Source organism: Trinickia dabaoshanensis, from assembly GCF_002879885.1.
GTDB lineage: Bacteria > Pseudomonadota > Gammaproteobacteria > Burkholderiales > Burkholderiaceae > Trinickia > Trinickia dabaoshanensis.
Window position 1 is genome coordinate 338,959 of the sequence record NZ_PNYA01000002.1, and the last position, 16,649, is coordinate 355,607.

Genomic DNA, 16,649 nt, shown 5'->3' on the forward strand with positions numbered 1-16,649 from the left:
TCCGTCCCGTGTTTACCGTATTTTGCCGCTTGGCTAGCGCGCCCGCACCAGGGCGGCGCATAAAACCGGCGCACAGAAGAAAAAAGGCCCCGCCAACCACGCGGGGCCTTTTTGCTGTGTCGCTCCCGTGTCTGATCGATCTCAGACCGCAGCCGGGAGGACGACAACCGTATGCTTCTTGTCGGCGCCTTTCGTCGTGAACTTGACGTGGCCGTCGACCAACGCGAACAGCGTGTGGTCCTTGCCCATGCCGACGTTGTCGCCAGCATGCATGCGCGTGCCGCGCTGGCGAACGATGATGCCGCCAGCGTTGATCGCTTGGCCGCCGTACACCTTGACGCCGAGGCGCTTCGACTCGGAGTCGCGGCCGTTGCGGGAAGACCCGCCTGCTTTTTTGTGTGCCATCTGATAGCTCCTTAACCGGTGCGCTTACGCGTTGATCGCGTCGATGCGCAGTTCGGTATAGTTCTGGCGGTGACCTTGATGCTTTTGATAGTGCTTCCGGCGACGCATCTTGAAGATCGTCACTTTGGCGTGCCGCCCATGCGATACGACGGTAGCCTTGACGGAAGCCCCACTCACCAGCGGCGTACCGAACTGAATCGATTCGCCTTCGCCTACCGCGAGAACCTGGTCGAGCGTGATTTCAGCGTCAATGTCTGCCGGTATCTGTTCTACTTTCAATTTTTCGCCGACAGCAACTTTGTACTGCTTGCCGCCGGTTTTTATGACCGCGTACATTGAGAACCTCACTCTGTGTGCGCCGCACGCACTTGCGTGGACGCTTTTTTCAAACCGCTTTTTGCAAACTGCTTTGCAAACCTAGCTGCTGCTTGCTTCTTCCACGCACCGTGCGTGAAAACGCGTGATTATACATGGAGTTAGCGCGGCGGTCAAAGCTTCGGTCCGTCCGCCGTACCGGGCCGTGGGACTTGCCCGGGGCCTTCGCGCGCCCGCCCGCCCCCTCGGAGAGCCGCATAACCTTTATAATCCGCGGCACCACACCATTTTTTGATCATGTCGTCGACCGCCACCTCTTCCCCCAGCGCCGCCAACTTGCTCGCCCCGATTTCGGAGGACATGGAGCAAGTCAATCGTGTCATCCGGCAACGTTTGGCCTCCGAGGTGATGCTCATCAACCAGATCTCGGAATACATCATCGGGGCCGGCGGCAAGCGGCTGCGCCCGGCGCTGCTGCTGCTCGTCGCGCGCGCGCTCGGCGACACGACCGGGCATCGGCACGAGCTCGCGGCAATCGTGGAATTCATCCACACGGCCACGTTGCTGCATGACGACGTCGTCGATGAATCCGATCTGCGGCGCGGCCGCCAGACGGCCAACGCGCTGTTCGGCAATGCGGCGAGCGTGCTCGTGGGCGATTTCCTCTATTCGCGTTCGTTTCAAATGATGGTCGGCATCGGCAAGATGCGTGTCATGGAAATTCTTGCCGAGGCGACGAACATCATCTCCGAAGGCGAGGTGCTGCAGCTTCTGAACATGCACGACGCCGACGTCGACGAAGCGCGCTACATGCAAGTGATTCGCTACAAGACGGCCAAGCTGTTCGAGGCGGCCGCCCAACTGGGCGCGGTCATCTCGGGCGCCGACGCGCGCATCGAGGCTGCCGCCGCCGAGTTCGGCCGGCGCATCGGCACGGCGTTTCAGATCATGGACGACTGGCTCGATTACACGGGCACGGCCGAATCGATGGGCAAGAATGCCGGCGACGACCTGCGCGAAGGCAAGCCCACGCTGCCGCTCATCTATTTGATCGAGCGCGGGACGCCGGAGCAATCGGCGCTCGCGCGCGAGGCGATCGAGCAGGGCGGGACCGATCGCTTCGAGACGATTTTCGAGGCGATCTCGAGCTCGGGCGCGCTCGATCACACGCTCGAATGCGCCAAACGCGAAGCGCAGGCCGCTGCCGATGCAATTTCTTCGTTCCCGGATTCCATTTACAAAGAAAGCCTGCTAGAATTATGTTTTTACTCGACGGCGCGCCAGTCCTAAAAGAGACTGAATTGCCGGATGAGTCCAAGCAGTACCAAATTCGGGGTGTAGCTTAGCCTGGTAGAGCGCTACGTTCGGGACGTAGAGGCCGGAGGTTCGAATCCTCTCACCCCGACCAGAATTTCTTGAGCAATCAAGGCGAAAGCCGTCCAGATCACTGGACGGCTTTTTTGTTTTTGCGTCCGCCATCGTTCACGGCCGATCCGCCACAGCATGCGGCGGCCAAACGCAACGCCGTGCGGCCTACGCCTCATGCGCGATCGTTGCTCGGCTTCAGTAGTGGGCAATGGCCGCCCGGCATACAAGGGCCGTCTACCCGCTCTGCTATATTCTTGCCATCCCTTTCATTACCACTTCAGCACGCCGCGTGGACCAAATTCCCTTGTGGGCGCAAATCGGCGCCGTTTTCGTTCTGCTCCTGTGCTCCGGCTTCTTCTCGATTTCCGAGACGGCGATGATGGCCCTCAACCGGCACCGGTTGAAGTACCTCGCCGGCAAGGGGGCATTCGGCGCGAAGACGACTCAAGGCCTACTCGCCCGCACGGACCAATTGCTCGGTGTCGTGCTCATCGGCAACAACCTGCTGAACACGATCATCCCCGTACTGACGACGTCGATCGCGCTGCGCACGTTCGGCCGCGATAACCTCGTTCTTTCGATCGCCACCGGCATCGTCGCGTTTCTGATCATCGTCTTCGCCGAGATCACGCCGAAGATCGTCGGCGCCACGTATCCTGAAAAGATCGCGCTGCCCGCCAGCATCGTCATCGCTCCGCTGATGCGCGTGCTCAAGCCGGCCGTGTGGCTCGTGAACTTGTTCTCGAACGCGATCTTGTTCGTGTTGCATATCAATACGAAGGGTGGGCGCGAACAACGCCTCACCACTGAGGAAGTGCGCGCGATCGTGCTCGAATCGGGCAGCTTCATGCCGACCAAGCACCGGAGCATCTTGCTGAACCTGTTCGACCTCGAAAATATCTCGGTCGAGGATGTCATGATCCCGCGCCGCCGGATCGAGTCGCTCGATCTCGATGCGCCGTTCGAAGACATCTTGCATCAGCTCGAAACCTGCTATCACAACAAGCTCATCGTCTATCAAGGCGACATCGACCGCGTGGTCGGCGTGTTGCATGTACGCAAGACGCTCGCGGCGCTGCACAAGCAAGAACTCACGCGCGAGACGCTAAACGCGTTGCTCACGGATCCCTACTTCGTGCCTTCGGGCACGCCCGTGTTTCAGCAACTGCAATACTTTCAAGAAACGCGGCACCGGACGGCCCTCGTCGTGAACGAATACGGCGAACTCGAAGGTCTCGTCACGCCCGAGGACATCATCGAAGAGCTGATCGGCGAGTTCACGACGTCGATCCCGCGTAGCGCCAGCTCGCGCAAGGGATGGACCGACAGCGGCGAATGCATCGTCGCGGGCAGTATGCCGCTGCGCGAATTGAACCGTTGGCTGCAAGTCGCTTTGCCGACGGACGGTCCGAAGACGCTCAATGGGCTCATCCTCGAGACGCTCGAAGAGATCCCGGAAGGCGATGTCTGTCTGCAGATCGGCGACGTGCAGCTCGAAGTGCTGCAAAGCGACGATCAGGCCGTGCGCACCGTCAAATTGTTCAGACCGCGGACCCGCACCGCGACCAAGCAGCAAGCATAGCGGCAAGCATCGGCCACCTCGTACGCGTTGGCCGATCGGAGCAATGGAGCGCCGCGCGGATGCGGGCGATGATCGTCGGATCGCGCAACTCACCGGCGTAACGCCGCTCCTCGATGCCCGCTCCTTCATCCTCTCCTCTCTCCACCGGACCCGCGCTCGTCGACGACGGCCCCGCTGCCCGGCTCTTTGCCGCCACGCTCGATCAAGCGGTGGCGCGCGGCGCTTCCGACATCCATATCGAGCCGAGCGAATACGGTTGGCGGATTCGCTTACGGGTGGACGGCACGTTGCACGAGCTGCCCCATCCCCCCGCGCTGCTGCGCGATGCATTCGTCACGCGCGTCAAAGTGCTCGCGCGGCTGGACATCGCCGAACGGCGCGTCCCTCAAGACGGCCGGTTGCGGCTTACGGTCGCAGCGGGCAGAGTCGAAGACTATCGCGTGAGCGCATTGCCCACCGTGCACGGAGAGAAACTAGCGTTGCGCCGGCTCGAGGCGTTACCGCCCGACTTATCGCTTACATCGCTCGGTTTCGACGCGCGGCAGCGTCCCCTCGTCGAGGCAGCCATTCGCGCGCCGCATGGGTTGGTGCTTGTCACGGGGCCGACCGGAAGCGGCAAAACGCTTTCGCTGTACGCGTTCCTACAAATGCTGAACACCGCGTCGCGCAATATCTGCACGGTCGAGGACCCGGTTGAAATCCAATTGCAGGGCATCAACCAGGTCAGTGTCCGGGAGAAAACGGGACTCACGTTCGCGGCCGCATTGCGCGCGCTGCTTCGGCAAGATCCGGACGTCATCATGGTGGGCGAAATCCGCGACCGCGAAACGGCCGATGTCGCACTGAAGGCCGCGCAAACGGGGCACCTCGTGCTCGCGACGTTGCACACGAACGATGCGCCCAGTGCGGTCGGCCGCCTTATCGACATCGGCGCCGCGCCGTACAACCTCAGTGCCGCCTTGCGGCTCGTCACGGCACAGCGGCTCGTGCGGCGTCTATGCCGAACCTGCCGTACCCCGGAGCGCGTCTCGCCCGCGGCGCGCGCGGCGGCCGGGATCGCGCCCGAGGTCACGCCGGATTGGACGCCGTACACCGCTGCCGGCTGCCCGGCCTGCCACGGCGCCGGCTATCGCGGTCGCGTCGGTGTACATCAAGTGATGCGTATTTCGCCCGCCATGCGCGACTTGATCAACACGCCCGCGAACGGCCAAGCCATCGCCGCACAGGCGCGGGCCGACGGCGCCACGTCGCTGCGCGAGTCGGCGCTTGCGCGCGTGGGCGATGGGACGACCAGTATCGCCGAGGCGATCGCGGCCACGGACATCGCATGACCGACGCCCACAGCGCGGCGATTCACGCGAGCGCGCATAAGCCATGCAAAACGAGTGCGCGCGAGGTCACCGCATTCACGCGGCAGTTGGCGAGCCTTTTGGGCGCGGGGCTCGCACTCGTTCAGGCACTGGATCTCATCGCGCTTTCCGAACGCCGTGACGCAATGCCCAGTGTCGCTCGCGCCCTGGCCCGGCGCATTTCGAACGGTGAAGGATTCGCCGCCGCGCTCGCCGCCTATCCGGCGCAATTCGATCGCCTCTACCGGGAGCTATCGGCGATCGGCGAGGCCACGGGATCGCTCGCGCTCGTGCTGACCCGCATCGTCGAACATCGCGACCGTGCCAGCGCCCAACGCGGCAAGCTTCGCTCCGCCCTGGCCTATCCTTGCGCGGTCATGCTGCTCGCCGCCGCGGTCACCGCTGCTTTGCTCGCGTTCGTGGTGCCCACGTTTCGCCATGTTTTCGATAGTTTCGGGGCCGCGCTCCCGGGCCCGACGCGCGCGGTCATGGCCGTCTCCGGGTTCGTCGTCCGATGGGGCCCGCTCATCGCGGCCGCATCCGCGGCGTTGCTGCTCGCCGCATGCCGCCTCGTGCGCCATTCGCCACGCGCGCGTGCGGCGCTCGATCGATCCCTGCTCTCGCTTCCGTTAGCCGGTCCGCTCGTGCGGGCCGGCGCCGCCGCGCGCTGGTCGCGCGCGCTCGGCACGTTACTCACCGCGGGAATCCCGCTCGCCGATGCACTACGCGCCCTCACGCGTGTCACGGGAAACACCGTATTCGACGCGGCGAGCGCACAGATCGAAGCTCGCCTGCGTCGCGGCGAACGGCTCGCCCCGGCCATGCGCGGTGTCGGCTGTTTCCCGTCCACCTTCGTCGAGACGATCGCCGTGGCGGAAGAATCGAGCGCGCTCGATACCATGCTGCTCGATTGCGCCGCGCTGACCGAGCGCGAAGTCGACGAGAAGCTCGCGCTCGCCGGCGCGTGTGCCGAGCCGCTCATCGTCATCGTATTGGGCCTTGCCGTCGGGGCGCTCGTCATTGCGCTCTATCTGCCTGTCATCGAACTCGGCAACGTGGTGTAGCATGCCCCCCATTCGCCACTCGGCCATGATCCCCTTATCCTCTGTGTACGCCTCCGTCTTCAGCGACCCGATTTCGCGCATGTCCCTCGGTATCGGCACCGCCTTCGGCACGCTGCCGCCTGTCTTGCAGTTCGCCTTTGCGATCGCGTTCGGGCTTGCGGTGGGCAGCTTCGTCAACGTGGTCGCTCACCGGTTGCCGATCATGCTGGAGCGCGCATGGCAATTGGAAATCAGCGAAGCAACCGGCCACACCGCGCAAAGCGATGCGCTGCCGGCGCGCTACAACCTATGCGTGCCGCGCAGCGCCTGCCCGCACTGCGGCCACGTGTTGCGCGCCCACGAAAACATTCCCGTCCTCAGCTACGCGCTGCTGCGCGGCCGCTGTTCGTCGTGCCGGGCGCCGATCAGCCCGCGTTACCCGCTCGTCGAACTCGCGGGGGGTGCGCTGGCGGCAGCCTCGCTCGCCTTTTACGGTCCGACCGCGGAAGCGCTCGCCGCGTTCGGCTTCACCGCCGCGCTGCTTGCGATGAGCGCGATCGACGCCGAGACGCGGCTTTTGCCGGATTCGCTCACGCTGCCGCTCCTGTGGGCCGGCCTCATCGTGAACTTCGAGGGCACGTTCGCGACATTGCGCGCGGCCGTCGCCGGCGCCATCGCAGGCTACGTTTTCCTCTGGTCGATCTATTGGCTGTTCCGGTTCGCTCGTGGCGTAGAGGGCATGGGTTACGGCGATTTCAAGTTGCTCGCGGCGCTAGGGGCATGGCTAGGCTGGGCGGCCCTGCCGCAGATCGTCCTGATTGCGGCGGTCACAGGCGCGATCGCCGGCCTGGCCGCCATGTGGTCGGGACGTTTGAGGTTCGAGGAACCGCTGCCGTTCGGGCCATTTTTGGCGCTGGGCGGTGTCGTCACCTTGTTCGCCGGTACGCCGATCTTTCATCTGCTCGGAGGATGACAGACATGTTCGCCGTTGGGCTCACGGGTGGCATCGGCAGCGGCAAATCCACCATCGCCGACCTGTTCGCCGCACATCGCGTAGCCATTGTCGATACCGATGCGATCGCGCATCGCATCACCGCGCCGGGCGGCGCCGCGATGCCGCTCGTCGAGCAAACCTTCGGGCCGCGGTTCGTTGCCCCCGACGGCTCGCTCGATCGCGCCAAGATGCGCGCGCTCGTGTTCGCCGACGATACGGCCAAGGCGCGGCTCGAGGCCATCACGCACCCGCTGATTCGCTCCGAAACCGAGCGCGAACGCGGAGCGGCAAGCGGGCCGTACGTTATCGTCGTCGTTCCGCTGCTCGTCGAATCGGGCGCTTGGCGCTCGCGCGTCGATCGCGTGCTCGTGGTCGACTGCGACGTGGAGACGCAAATCGCGCGCGTCATGCGCCGCAATGCGTTCACGCGCGAGCAGGTGCTGGCCATCATCGCGCGCCAAGCCACGCGCGAGGCCCGTCTCGCGGCAGCGGACGATATCATCGTGAATGATGCCAAGCCGCTGGACGAGCTGGCACGCGAAGTGCGCACGCTGCATGAACGCTACCTCGCGTTGGCGGCCAAAGCGGCGCCGTAACGGTAGTGCCGGGTTTCATATAAAGCGGGCCGCGCGTTCCAACCCAAGATGTCGAACGTGCCGCGCGGATCGACTGTATACGGTCTTCGAACGTTCGATCCCACGAGAAACCAGTAAAAAGTGCCCGATTCCGTGATTGCGGGGGTCAATCCGGGGCATTAGAATGTGCTGCAATCCCACCACCCACGACGTCAGGGGCGAGCCCGCTTGATTCTTTACGAGTATCCGTTCAACGAGCGAATTCGCACACTGCTGCGTCTCGAAGATTTGTTCGAGCGCTTTACGTTCTTTTTGAATCAAGACGACCCGCGCGAGCACCATGTCGCACTGACGACGCTGTTCGAAATCGCCGAAGTCACGGGCCGCGCCGACTTGAAGTCGGACTTGATGAAGGAACTGGAGCGGCAGCGGCAAACCCTCGCGCCGTTCCGAGGCAACCCCGGGATCGAGCAGAACGCCTTGGAAGCCGTCCTCGGCGAAATCGAGCAAACGCTCGCCGGTTTGGCGCAGATGCAAGGCAAGACCGGTCAGCATCTGTCCGATAACGAGTGGCTCGCCAGCATCCGCAGCCGCGCGATCATTCCGGGCGGCACCTGCGAGTTCGATCTGCCCTCGTACTACGCGTGGCAACAACTGCATCCCGATCAGCGCCGGCAAGATATCGTCAAATGGATCACGCCGCTTTTGCCGCTGCGCGACGCCGCGTCGATCGTGCTGCGGCTCGCTCGCGAATCGGGCCAAGCCTCGAAGGTCATGGCGATGCAGGGCAGCTATCAGCAAATGCTCTCGGGCCGTACCTATCAGTTGATGCAGGTGCGCATCTCCCCCGAATTGCGGGTGATCCCCGAAGCCAGTGCCAACAAGTACATGTTGTGGGTGCGCTTTACCGTGCAAGATGGCGATTTGCGCCCGCGGTCCGTCGATGTGGACGTACCGTTCCAATTGACGCTGTGCAGCCTTTGATCGAATGCGCGGCGCATTCCGGCGCGCGAAATCCGTCGCTGCCGCGCGGGTGCGCGGCAGCCTACTCATGATCGCTTGACAGTATGGTTACCGTCGTCAAATGCCCGACTTGCGGGAAAGATGTCCGTTTCACGCCCGAGAACCGCTTTCGCCCGTTCTGCTCCGAACGGTGCAAGCAAATCGATCTCGGCGCCTGGGCCAATGAGAAATACCGCATCGGCGGCACCGACGAAGATCCGCCCTCGGACGACGACGAACACGGCGATTTGAACTGACCGGCGCGGCCGCGATCACTCGGCCGCCAGCAACTCCAAAACCGGGATAGCGGCCGGCAGCAGCGGCGCGACCTCCACGGGCAGACGTTGCCAGCTAAACGCTTGGCCCTCGCGGCCATGGGGCTCGCCCGTCCAATCCGTCACTTTGCAAAAGTGCAGCCGCACATAAGCATGCGGGTAATCGTGCTCGAGCGTATGCCACCGATGGCAAGCCGTTAGCGTGATGCCAAGCTCTTCGTGCAATTCGCGCGATAGCGCCGCTTCGACGGTTTCGCCGGGTTCCAGCTTGCCGCCCGGAAACTCCCAATACCCCTCGTATGGCTTGCCGGGAGGCCGCTGCGCGAGCAGGTAGCGGCCATCGCGATGCACGAGCACGCCAACCGCGACCTCGGTCACAGGCCGTCCGGTGGGCGAGCGCTCGGCGGTGCCCACGCTGCTTGATTGTGTCGTCATGCGGGCGTCCTGCGGCCCGACCAATCGCGGGCGAATTGCCAAGCCACGCGCCCCGAGCGCGATCCGCGCTCGAGCGCCCAGACGAGCGCATCGCCGCGCGCGTTTGCTACGTCGTCGTCGCTGCAACCGAAATGCCGCAACCAGTGACCGACGATCGTCAGGTAATCGTCTTGCTTGAACGGGTAGAAACTTACCCACAGACCAAAGCGCTCGGACAAGGAAATCTTTTCCTCTACGACCTCGCCCGGATGGATCTCACCGTCGGACGTATGCTTGTACGTCTCGTTGTCGCTCATGTACTCGGGCAACAAATGACGGCGGTTCGATGTCGCGTAGATCAGCACGTTGTCGGACTGAGCCGATACCGAGCCGTCGAGCGCCACCTTCAGCGCCTTATAGCCCGACTCGCCTTCCTCGAACGAGAGATCGTCGCAAAACACGATGAATCGCTCGGGGCGCGAAGCGATGAGATCGGTGATATCACCCAGGTCGTGCAGGTCGTCCTTGTCAACTTCGATCAAACGCAAACCGTCTTTCGCGTAGGCATTCAAACAGGCCTTGATCAACGACGACTTGCCCGTGCCGCGCGCGCCGGTCAGCAACACGTTGTTCGCGGGGTGCTTACCCACGAACTGGCGCGTGTTCTGCTCGATCAGTGCCTTCTGGCGATCGATGTTTTGCAGGTCGTCCAAAGAGATAGACGAAATCGCGGGCACCGGTTGCAGATAGCCGCGACCCTGCCGCTTGCGCCACCTAAATGCGACGGCGGCGGACGACCAATCGACATCGGGCGCAGCAGGCGGAAGCATGCCCTCGAGACGGCCGAGCAGCGCCTCGGCGCGGGTCAAAAACTGTTCGAGTTTGTCCATGAACGTTGAACCATGAAGCGCCAGGCGCCGAGGCACACCGCGCGGCACGATGAAGAAGGGATGCGCAGCCCGCCGGCGAAGCGGCCGCGCATCGAATCAGGAGCGGTAGTCTGCGTTGATCGAGACGTATTCGTGCGATAGATCGCAGGTCCAGATCGTCGCTCGAGCGGAGCCGCGCCCGAGTAGCACGCGAATGGTGATTTCGCTTTCCTTCATCACACGCTGTCCGTCTTCCTCGCGATAAGCGGGATGACGGCCGCCGGCCTTGGCAACGTGCACATCGCCGAGATACAGATCGATCTTCGCCACATCGAGATCGTCGATGCCGGCGTAGCCGATCGCGGCCAGGATTCGCCCCAAATTGGGATCCGACGCATAGAACGCGGTCTTCACGAGCGGCGAATGCCCGATCGCATAGGCGATCTTTCGGCATTCGGCCTCGTTCGTGCCGCCTTCGACTTGCACGGTCATGAACTTGGTGGCGCCTTCGCCGTCGCGCACGATCAATTGAGCCAAGGTTTGCGCGAGGCGCACCACGGCGTCGCGCAGCGCCGCGTAAGCAGGCGTCGCGACCGACGTAATCGCCGGCAAGCTCGACTTGGCCGTAGCGATCAGAATGAAAGAGTCGTTCGTCGAGGTATCGCCGTCGATCGTGATGCAGTTGAACGAACGATCCGCCACGTCTTTGACGAGCGTATCGAGCACGTCCTGCGAAAGCGCCGCATCGAACGCGAGGAACCCGAGCATCGTCGCCATGTTCGGCTTGATCATGCCCGCGCCCTTGCTGATGCCGGTCAGCGTGACCGTGTGGCCGTCGATCGCCACCTGCGCCGACGCCGCTTTCGGCAACGTATCGGTCGTCATGATGGCTTGCGCCGCTTCATACCAGTGAGCCGCCGCGCGAGATTCGAGCGCCGCGGGCAGCCCGGCCTTGAGACGGTCGATCGGCAGCGGCTCCAGAATCACGCCCGTCGAAAACGGCAATACCTGTTCGGGCGCGATGCCGGCCAGACGCGCGAGTTCGTCGCAGGTCTCGCGCGCATGTGCGAGGCCGGGCTCGCCCGTGCCGGCGTTCGCATTGCCCGTGTTGACCACGAGCGCGCGAATCCCCTTCGCGCCCCGAGCCTCGCGCGCCTTCGCGAGATGTTCGCGGCAGACCGTGACCGGCGCGGCGCAAAAGCGGTTCGACGTAAACACGCCCGCCACCGTCGCGCCTTCGTCGACGGAAATGACGAGCACGTCCTTACGGTTCGGCTTGCGAATATTCGCTTCCGCGAAGCCAAGCGTCACGCCGGCAACCGGATGAAGTTGAGCAGGATCGATCGAGGGGAAGTTGACGGCCATGGTCTGAAGTTCCGGTTAAGCGAGCTTGCCGTGACACTGCTTGTACTTCTTGCCGCTGCCGCACGGGCACGGATCGTTGCGGCCGACCTTCGGCACGCCGCTCGTGCCGGCCACGGCCGCCGAAGCGGCGGCGGCCGCCGCATGCGAGCCATGGCTCATGGCCTGGCCGACCATATCGGCTGCGGCGGCATCGGCCGATTCGGCCGCAGCCGATCCTGCGCCGGCTTCCGCAAACTCCGCGTGGCGGAACTCGACGTTCTCGAGGTGGCTGCCCTGCTCTTCGTACTGCTCGGTTGCCTCTTCGAGCTGTTCCGGCGATTGGATCTGGACGTTCATGACGATACGCGTCACTTCCGTCTTCACGAAATTGAGCAGCGTCTCGAACAGCTCGAACGCTTCACGCTTGTACTCTTGCTTCGGGTTTTGCTGCGCATAGCCGCGCAGATGGATGCCCTGGCGCAAATGGTCGAGCGCGGCCAGGTGCTCGCGCCAGCAGCGGTCGAGCGTTTGCAGCATGATCGAGCGCTCGAACGAGCTGAACGCCTCGCGGCCCACGAGCGCGACCTTCGCCTCGTACGCTTCGTCCGCCGCGGCGATCACCGCCTCGACGATATCGCCGGCGTCGAGCGACTGCGATTCGTTGATCATTTCCTGCACGGCGAGATCGAGCTGCCAGTCCTTGCGCAGCGCTTCCTCGAGTTCGGGCGCGTTCCATTGCTCCTCGATGCTGCCCGCGGGGATGTGCTCGTGCACGACGTCGGTCACGACCGCGTGGCGCATCGCCGTGATCGTTTCGGTGATGTCGTGCGCCTCGAGCAACTCGTTGCGTTGCTGGTAGATCACCTTGCGCTGATCGTTCGAGACGTCGTCGTATTCGAGCAGTTGCTTACGAATATCGAAGTTGCGCGCCTCGACCTTGCGCTGCGCCGATTCGATCGAGCGCGTGACGATACCCGCCTCGATCGCTTCGCCCTCGGGCATGCGCAGGCGGTCCATGATCGAACGCACGCGATCGCCCGCGAAAATGCGCAGCAGCGGATCTTCGAGCGACAAATAAAAGCGCGACGAGCCCGGATCGCCCTGACGGCCCGCGCGGCCGCGCAATTGGTTGTCGATACGGCGCGACTCGTGGCGCTCGGTGCCGATGATGTGCAAGCCGCCCGCGGCTTTCACTTGATCGTGCAACGCCTGCCATTCGTCGTGCAGCACCTGGATGCGCTGCGCCTTTTCCTCGGCCGGGATCGACGGGTCGGCTTCGATCAGCGAAGCCTGCTTCTCCGCATTGCCGCCGAGCACGATGTCGGTACCGCGTCCGGCCATGTTCGTCGCGATCGTGATGCGCTTGGGCCGCCCCGCCTCGGCGACGATCGCCGCTTCCCGTGCGTGCTGTTTCGCGTTGAGCACTTCGTGCGGCAACCCGGCCTTGGTCAGCAAGTCCGACAGCAGTTCGGAGTTCTCGATCGAGGTCGTGCCGACGAGCACCGGCTGGTTGCGCTCGTAACATTCGCGAATGTCGCGGATGACGGCGTCGTAGCGCTCCTTCGCCGTCTTGTAGATCTGATCTTGGCGGTCGATCCGCTTCGGCGGACGGTTGGTCGGGATGACGACCGTCTCGAGACCGTAGATCTCGTTGAATTCGTACGCTTCCGTGTCGGCCGTGCCGGTCATGCCCGACAGCTTGCCGTACATGCGGAAGTAGTTCTGGAACGTGATCGATGCGAGCGTTTGATTCTCACTCTGGATCTTCGCGTGCTCCTTGGCCTCGACGGCTTGATGCAGCCCGTCCGACCAACGGCGGCCCTGCATCAGACGACCCGTGAATTCATCGACGATGATCACTTCGCCGTTTTGCACGACATAGTGCTGATCGCGGAAGAACAGCGTGTGCGCGCGCAGCGCGGCATACACGTGATGCATCAGCGTGATGTTTTGAGCGGCGTACAAGCTCTCGCCCTCGCCGATCAAGCCCCACTCGGCCAGCAGACGCTCGGCCTTTTCGTGACCCGATTCGGTCAGGAACACTTGGCGGCCCTTTTCGTCGAGCGTGTAGTCGCCCGGCTTTTCGATGCCCGTGCCGTCGGCCTTTTCCTCGCCGATTTGGCGCTCGAGCAGCGGCGGCAGCGCGTTCATCCGGACATACAGCTCCGTATGATCCTCGGCCTGGCCCGAAATGATCAGCGGCGTGCGCGCTTCGTCGATGAGAATCGAGTCCACTTCGTCGACGATCGCGAAGTTCAGCGAGCGTTGTACGCGCGCGGTGGTCTCGTAGACCATGTTGTCGCGCAGGTAATCGAAGCCGAATTCGTTGTTCGTGCCGTACGTGATGTCGGCGGCGTAGGCCTTTTGCTTCGACTCATGGTCCATCTGCGACAGGTTGATACCCGTCGACAAGCCGAGGAAGTTGTAGAGCCGCCCCATCCATTCCGCATCGCGCTCGGCGAGGTAGTCGTTCACCGTCACCACGTGCACGCCCCGGCCCGAGAGCGCGTTCAAGTACGCGGCCAGCGTGGCGACGAGCGTCTTGCCCTCGCCCGTGCGCATTTCGGCGATCTTGCCGTAGTGCAGCACCATGCCCCCGATCAGCTGCACGTCGAAGTGACGCATCTTCAGCACGCGGCGGCTCGCCTCGCGGCACACGGCGAACGCTTCGGGCAGCAGCTTGTCGAGCGACTCGCCGCTCGCTACGCGCTGGCGGAATTCATCCGTTTTGGCGCGCAGTTGGTCGTCCGTCAATTGCTCGATTTGCGGCTCGAGCGCATTGATCACCGCGACGGTCTTTTGATACTGCTTGACGAGACGCTGATTGCGGCTGCCAAAGATCTTTTGGAGAAAACCGGTGGTCATCGGGTCGAGTATGCGTCGCGGCTTCGGTCGGGCGGCACGCGGCTCTGAGACGAGACGCGGCGGATGCCCGCTTTCGGATAGCCTCGGCGGCTTATTCCATGAGTGAATTCGAATCGCGCATTTTAGCACGCGAGCCTTAACGTACCGTGTCCATGGCGCGGCCGGGTACAATCGCGCCATGAGCCGCTTTTCGTCATTTTCTAAATTCGCGACGCCGCGCAAACCGCAGGCGGTCTCCGAAGTGCTGGGCCGCACGGACGCATTCGCCGCGCTGCGCGCGGGCGTCGAGCAAATCTCGGCCCTGGAACGCGATTTGGCGCAATTGCTGCCCGATTATCTCGCGACGAACGTCGAACCCGGATTCATCAAGGACGGCACGCTGACGCTGTTCGCCGCCCACAGTGCGCTCGCGGCGCGATTGCGGCAGGTCGAACGGCGGCTGCTCGATCAGTTGCAGCAGCGCGGCTGGCCGGTTCGAGCGCTCACCATCAAGGTGCGCCCTCGGCCGATGGCGGAGCCGCCCGCGCCGAAACAAGCGCGCATGACGCCGGCGGGCGCGGCCGCGCTACAGGCGCTGAGCCGCACGCTCGCGCCGTCGCCGCTGCAGGCCGCGCTGGCCAAGATGGCCGCCCGGCACGGGAAACCCTCCGACGAAAAAAAATGAGCGGCCCGCGGGCCGCTCATTTTTGACCATCCGGTCGTCACACGACGAATCAGGCGAACGCCGTCTGCGCCTCGTAGCCGAAACCGCGCGGCGCGTGCCGCACGTCGTCGAAGCTCAGCACTTCGTAGGCGTCTTCGTGGGCGAGCAACTCGCGCAGCAGCGCGTTGTTCAGGCCATGCCCCGATTTATACGCCGTATAGGACGCCAGCAGCGGATGTCCGACGACATAAAGGTCGCCGATCGCATCGAGCATCTTGTGTTTGACGAACTCGTCGTCGTAGCGCAAGCCGTCGTTGTTCAGGATGCGGTAATCGTCGAGGACGATCGCATTGTCCAACGTACCGCCGCGTGCCAACCCGAGTTCGCGCAGCATCTCGACTTCATGAGCGAAGCCGAACGTGCGGGCGCGGGCGATCTCGCGGACGTACGAGGTGGTGGCGAAGTCGACTTCGAGCGCTTGGCCGGTCTTATCGACGGCCGGATGGCTGAAATCGATCGTGAATTTGAGCTTGAAGCCGAAGTACGGGTCCAGGCGCGCGAATTTGTCGCCCTCGCGCACTTCGACGGGCTTCGTGACCTTGATGAACTTCTTGGCGACGTTTTGCTCTTCGATCCCGGCCGACTGAATCAAAAAGACGAACGATGCCGCACTGCCGTCCATGATCGGGATTTCCTCGGCCGTGACGTCGACGTAAAGATTGTCGATACCGAGGCCCGCGCAGGCCGACATCAAATGCTCGACCGTCGAGACGCGCACACCGTCCTTCTGCAACACGGAAGCCAGGCGCGTGTCGCCGATCGACAGCGCTTTCGCCGGAATGTCCACGGGGGTGGCCAAATCGACGCGCGAGAAGACGATGCCGGTGTTCGCGGCAGCCGGGCGCAACGTCAGCTCGACCTTGCGTCCGGAATGCAGGCCGATGCCAACGGTTTTGACGATCGATTTGATGGTGCGTTGCTTCAACATGATTGCGTTCGTTCGATTGCTATTCTCAATCGGTATTTTTTAGTCCATAGGGCGAAGTATACTCTATCCGGGGCGAGCGTTCATTTCTCCGGACGTATCAATCTGTTTCCCCCGGTTACCGTAATCGACGAAAGAAGGCCGGCGGCCGGAACGGAGGCATTCCCGGTCGCCGGCCCGTAACGGACCGTCACAAAACGCGCGGCGCATGCGTTGCCCGCGCGCAACGCCAAACTGGCGACGCGAAGGCTCCTCGCCCAGCGACATCGATCGCATGGGTCCGTTCGAAGCCGTTGCCCGGGACATCTTGCCCGCGATGACCCGAATGCCCGGCCGCGCTCGTCGCGCTTCGCGCAACTAAAGCGAGGTCAGCGGCTTGCTCGCTGCCAGATCCGTCTGTCGCACACCGTGTCGCCGCATGCACGCGTGGGATTCGTCATCCTCGCGCGCGCCGCGCCGCCCGGTCTCGGACGCGCCGACAGCCGATCCACCCGCGGCGCTTGCGCGTTGCGGGTGGTGGCCGCGCCCGATCGTCCGACAGGACGAAGCCGCCTGACGCCGTTGCCGTTCATGTTGCTCCCCAACGCCTGCGCGACGCAAAACGAAACGAAACGCGCGCCG

At 63.5% G+C, this 16,649-nt stretch carries 16 protein-coding genes and 1 tRNA gene; 10 read left to right on the forward strand and 7 right to left on the reverse strand.

What is annotated here, in order from left to right:
• Positions 1-141: 141 nt before the first annotated feature.
• Both rpmA and rplU read right to left on the reverse strand, forming a co-directional pair.
• The gene (gene rpmA / locus C0Z18_RS03455) at positions 142-405 is read right to left on the reverse strand and encodes a 50S ribosomal protein L27 (RefSeq protein WP_102643953.1); all 264 of its coding nucleotides are present in this window, start codon (positions 403-405) and stop codon (positions 142-144) included.
• A gap of 24 nt (positions 406-429) precedes the next feature.
• A complete protein-coding gene (rplU, locus tag C0Z18_RS03460) occupies positions 430-741 on the reverse strand; it encodes a 50S ribosomal protein L21 (RefSeq protein WP_102643954.1) in 312 nt (103 codons plus the stop codon).
• 276 nt (positions 742-1,017) lie between these two features.
• On the opposite strand from rplU, the gene C0Z18_RS03465 reads away from it, so the two are divergent.
• The 9 genes from C0Z18_RS03465 to C0Z18_RS03505 all read left to right on the forward strand — a co-directional run bounded on the left by C0Z18_RS03465 (position 1,018) and on the right by C0Z18_RS03505 (position 8,890).
• Positions 1,018-2,010: a polyprenyl synthetase family protein gene (locus C0Z18_RS03465; protein WP_102643955.1), complete on the forward strand. Its 993-nt coding sequence runs from the start codon at positions 1,018-1,020 to the stop codon at positions 2,008-2,010.
• Positions 2,011-2,051: 41 nt separating this feature from the next.
• Positions 2,052-2,128 (forward strand) — tRNA-Pro (locus tag C0Z18_RS03470).
• A gap of 249 nt (positions 2,129-2,377) precedes the next feature.
• The gene (locus C0Z18_RS03475) at positions 2,378-3,670 is read left to right on the forward strand and encodes an HlyC/CorC family transporter (protein WP_102643956.1); all 1,293 of its coding nucleotides are present in this window, start codon (positions 2,378-2,380) and stop codon (positions 3,668-3,670) included.
• 113 nt (positions 3,671-3,783) lie between these two features.
• On the forward strand, positions 3,784-5,001 hold the full coding sequence (locus tag C0Z18_RS03480) for a GspE/PulE family protein (protein ID WP_102643957.1): 1,218 nt from the start codon (positions 3,784-3,786) through the stop codon (positions 4,999-5,001).
• A complete protein-coding gene (locus C0Z18_RS03485) occupies positions 4,998-6,083 on the forward strand; it encodes a type II secretion system F family protein (RefSeq protein WP_102643958.1) in 1,086 nt (361 codons plus the stop codon). Before C0Z18_RS03480 ends, C0Z18_RS03485 begins: the two co-directional genes overlap by 4 nt.
• Positions 6,084-6,162: 79 nt before the next feature.
• Entirely contained in the window at positions 6,163-7,035 is an 873-nt protein-coding gene (locus tag C0Z18_RS03490; protein ID WP_199189378.1) for a prepilin peptidase, read from the forward strand.
• A 5-nt stretch (positions 7,036-7,040) separates the two neighbouring features.
• Positions 7,041-7,652 carry a dephospho-CoA kinase gene (gene coaE / locus C0Z18_RS03495; RefSeq protein ID WP_102644030.1) on the forward strand — a complete coding sequence of 204 codons (612 nt, stop codon included), beginning with the start codon at positions 7,041-7,043 and terminating at the stop codon, positions 7,650-7,652.
• A 207-nt stretch (positions 7,653-7,859) separates the two neighbouring features.
• A complete protein-coding gene (gene zapD / locus C0Z18_RS03500; RefSeq protein ID WP_102643959.1) occupies positions 7,860-8,615 on the forward strand; it encodes a cell division protein ZapD in 756 nt (251 codons plus the stop codon).
• A gap of 83 nt (positions 8,616-8,698) precedes the next feature.
• Positions 8,699-8,890: a DNA gyrase inhibitor YacG gene (locus tag C0Z18_RS03505; protein ID WP_102643960.1), complete on the forward strand. Its 192-nt coding sequence runs from the start codon at positions 8,699-8,701 to the stop codon at positions 8,888-8,890.
• A gap of 15 nt (positions 8,891-8,905) precedes the next feature.
• Here C0Z18_RS03505 and C0Z18_RS03510 read toward each other — a convergent pair whose 3' ends face one another.
• The 4 genes from C0Z18_RS03510 to secA form a co-directional block, all read right to left on the reverse strand.
• On the reverse strand, positions 8,906-9,343 hold the full coding sequence (locus C0Z18_RS03510; RefSeq protein ID WP_102643961.1) for an NUDIX domain-containing protein: 438 nt from the start codon (positions 9,341-9,343) through the stop codon (positions 8,906-8,908).
• Positions 9,340-10,212, reverse strand: a complete 873-nt coding sequence (locus tag C0Z18_RS03515) for an ATP-binding protein (protein WP_102643962.1) — start codon at positions 10,210-10,212, stop codon at positions 9,340-9,342. The genes C0Z18_RS03510 and C0Z18_RS03515 overlap by 4 nt, the downstream gene beginning before the upstream one ends.
• Positions 10,213-10,308: 96 nt before the next feature.
• Complete coding sequence (gene argJ / locus C0Z18_RS03520; protein WP_102643963.1) at positions 10,309-11,556, reverse strand: bifunctional glutamate N-acetyltransferase/amino-acid acetyltransferase ArgJ; 1,248 nt, start codon at positions 11,554-11,556, stop codon at positions 10,309-10,311.
• Positions 11,557-11,571: 15 nt separating this feature from the next.
• On the reverse strand, positions 11,572-14,400 hold the full coding sequence (secA, locus tag C0Z18_RS03525) for a preprotein translocase subunit SecA (protein ID WP_102643964.1): 2,829 nt from the start codon (positions 14,398-14,400) through the stop codon (positions 11,572-11,574).
• A 178-nt stretch (positions 14,401-14,578) separates the two neighbouring features.
• Between secA and C0Z18_RS03530 the strand changes: the two genes are divergently transcribed.
• Positions 14,579-15,064 (forward strand): DUF721 domain-containing protein, encoded by a 486-nt coding sequence (locus C0Z18_RS03530; RefSeq protein ID WP_102643965.1) that lies wholly within the window; start codon positions 14,579-14,581, stop codon positions 15,062-15,064.
• A gap of 49 nt (positions 15,065-15,113) precedes the next feature.
• Here the strand turns inward: C0Z18_RS03530 and lpxC are convergent, their stop codons facing one another.
• Positions 15,114-16,031, reverse strand: coding sequence for a UDP-3-O-acyl-N-acetylglucosamine deacetylase (gene lpxC, locus C0Z18_RS03535; RefSeq protein WP_102643966.1), 918 nt, complete (start codon positions 16,029-16,031; stop codon positions 15,114-15,116).
• Positions 16,032-16,649: the final 618 nt, after the last annotated feature.

What these genes read in the sequence shown, in the direction of transcription:
- rpmA (WP_102643953.1), bottom strand. Translation starts at nt 405, where the DNA reads ATGGCACACAAAAAAGCAGGCGGGTCTTCCCGCAACGGCCGCGACTCC.
- rplU (WP_102643954.1), bottom strand. Translation starts at nt 741, where the DNA reads ATGTACGCGGTCATAAAAACCGGCGGCAAGCAGTACAAAGTTGCTGTC.
- C0Z18_RS03465 (WP_102643955.1), top strand. Translation starts at nt 1,018, where the DNA reads ATGTCGTCGACCGCCACCTCTTCCCCCAGCGCCGCCAACTTGCTCGCC.
- C0Z18_RS03480 (WP_102643957.1), top strand. Translation starts at nt 3,784, where the DNA reads ATGCCCGCTCCTTCATCCTCTCCTCTCTCCACCGGACCCGCGCTCGTC.
- C0Z18_RS03485 (WP_102643958.1), top strand. Translation starts at nt 4,998, where the DNA reads ATGACCGACGCCCACAGCGCGGCGATTCACGCGAGCGCGCATAAGCCA.
- C0Z18_RS03490 (WP_199189378.1), top strand. Translation starts at nt 6,163, where the DNA reads ATGTCCCTCGGTATCGGCACCGCCTTCGGCACGCTGCCGCCTGTCTTG.
- coaE (WP_102644030.1), top strand. Translation starts at nt 7,041, where the DNA reads ATGTTCGCCGTTGGGCTCACGGGTGGCATCGGCAGCGGCAAATCCACC.
- C0Z18_RS03505 (WP_102643960.1), top strand. Translation starts at nt 8,699, where the DNA reads ATGGTTACCGTCGTCAAATGCCCGACTTGCGGGAAAGATGTCCGTTTC.
- C0Z18_RS03510 (WP_102643961.1), bottom strand. Translation starts at nt 9,343, where the DNA reads ATGACGACACAATCAAGCAGCGTGGGCACCGCCGAGCGCTCGCCCACC.
- C0Z18_RS03515 (WP_102643962.1), bottom strand. Translation starts at nt 10,212, where the DNA reads ATGGACAAACTCGAACAGTTTTTGACCCGCGCCGAGGCGCTGCTCGGC.
- argJ (WP_102643963.1), bottom strand. Translation starts at nt 11,556, where the DNA reads ATGGCCGTCAACTTCCCCTCGATCGATCCTGCTCAACTTCATCCGGTT.
- secA (WP_102643964.1), bottom strand. Translation starts at nt 14,400, where the DNA reads ATGACCACCGGTTTTCTCCAAAAGATCTTTGGCAGCCGCAATCAGCGT.
- C0Z18_RS03530 (WP_102643965.1), top strand. Translation starts at nt 14,579, where the DNA reads ATGAGCCGCTTTTCGTCATTTTCTAAATTCGCGACGCCGCGCAAACCG.
- lpxC (WP_102643966.1), bottom strand. Translation starts at nt 16,031, where the DNA reads ATGTTGAAGCAACGCACCATCAAATCGATCGTCAAAACCGTTGGCATC.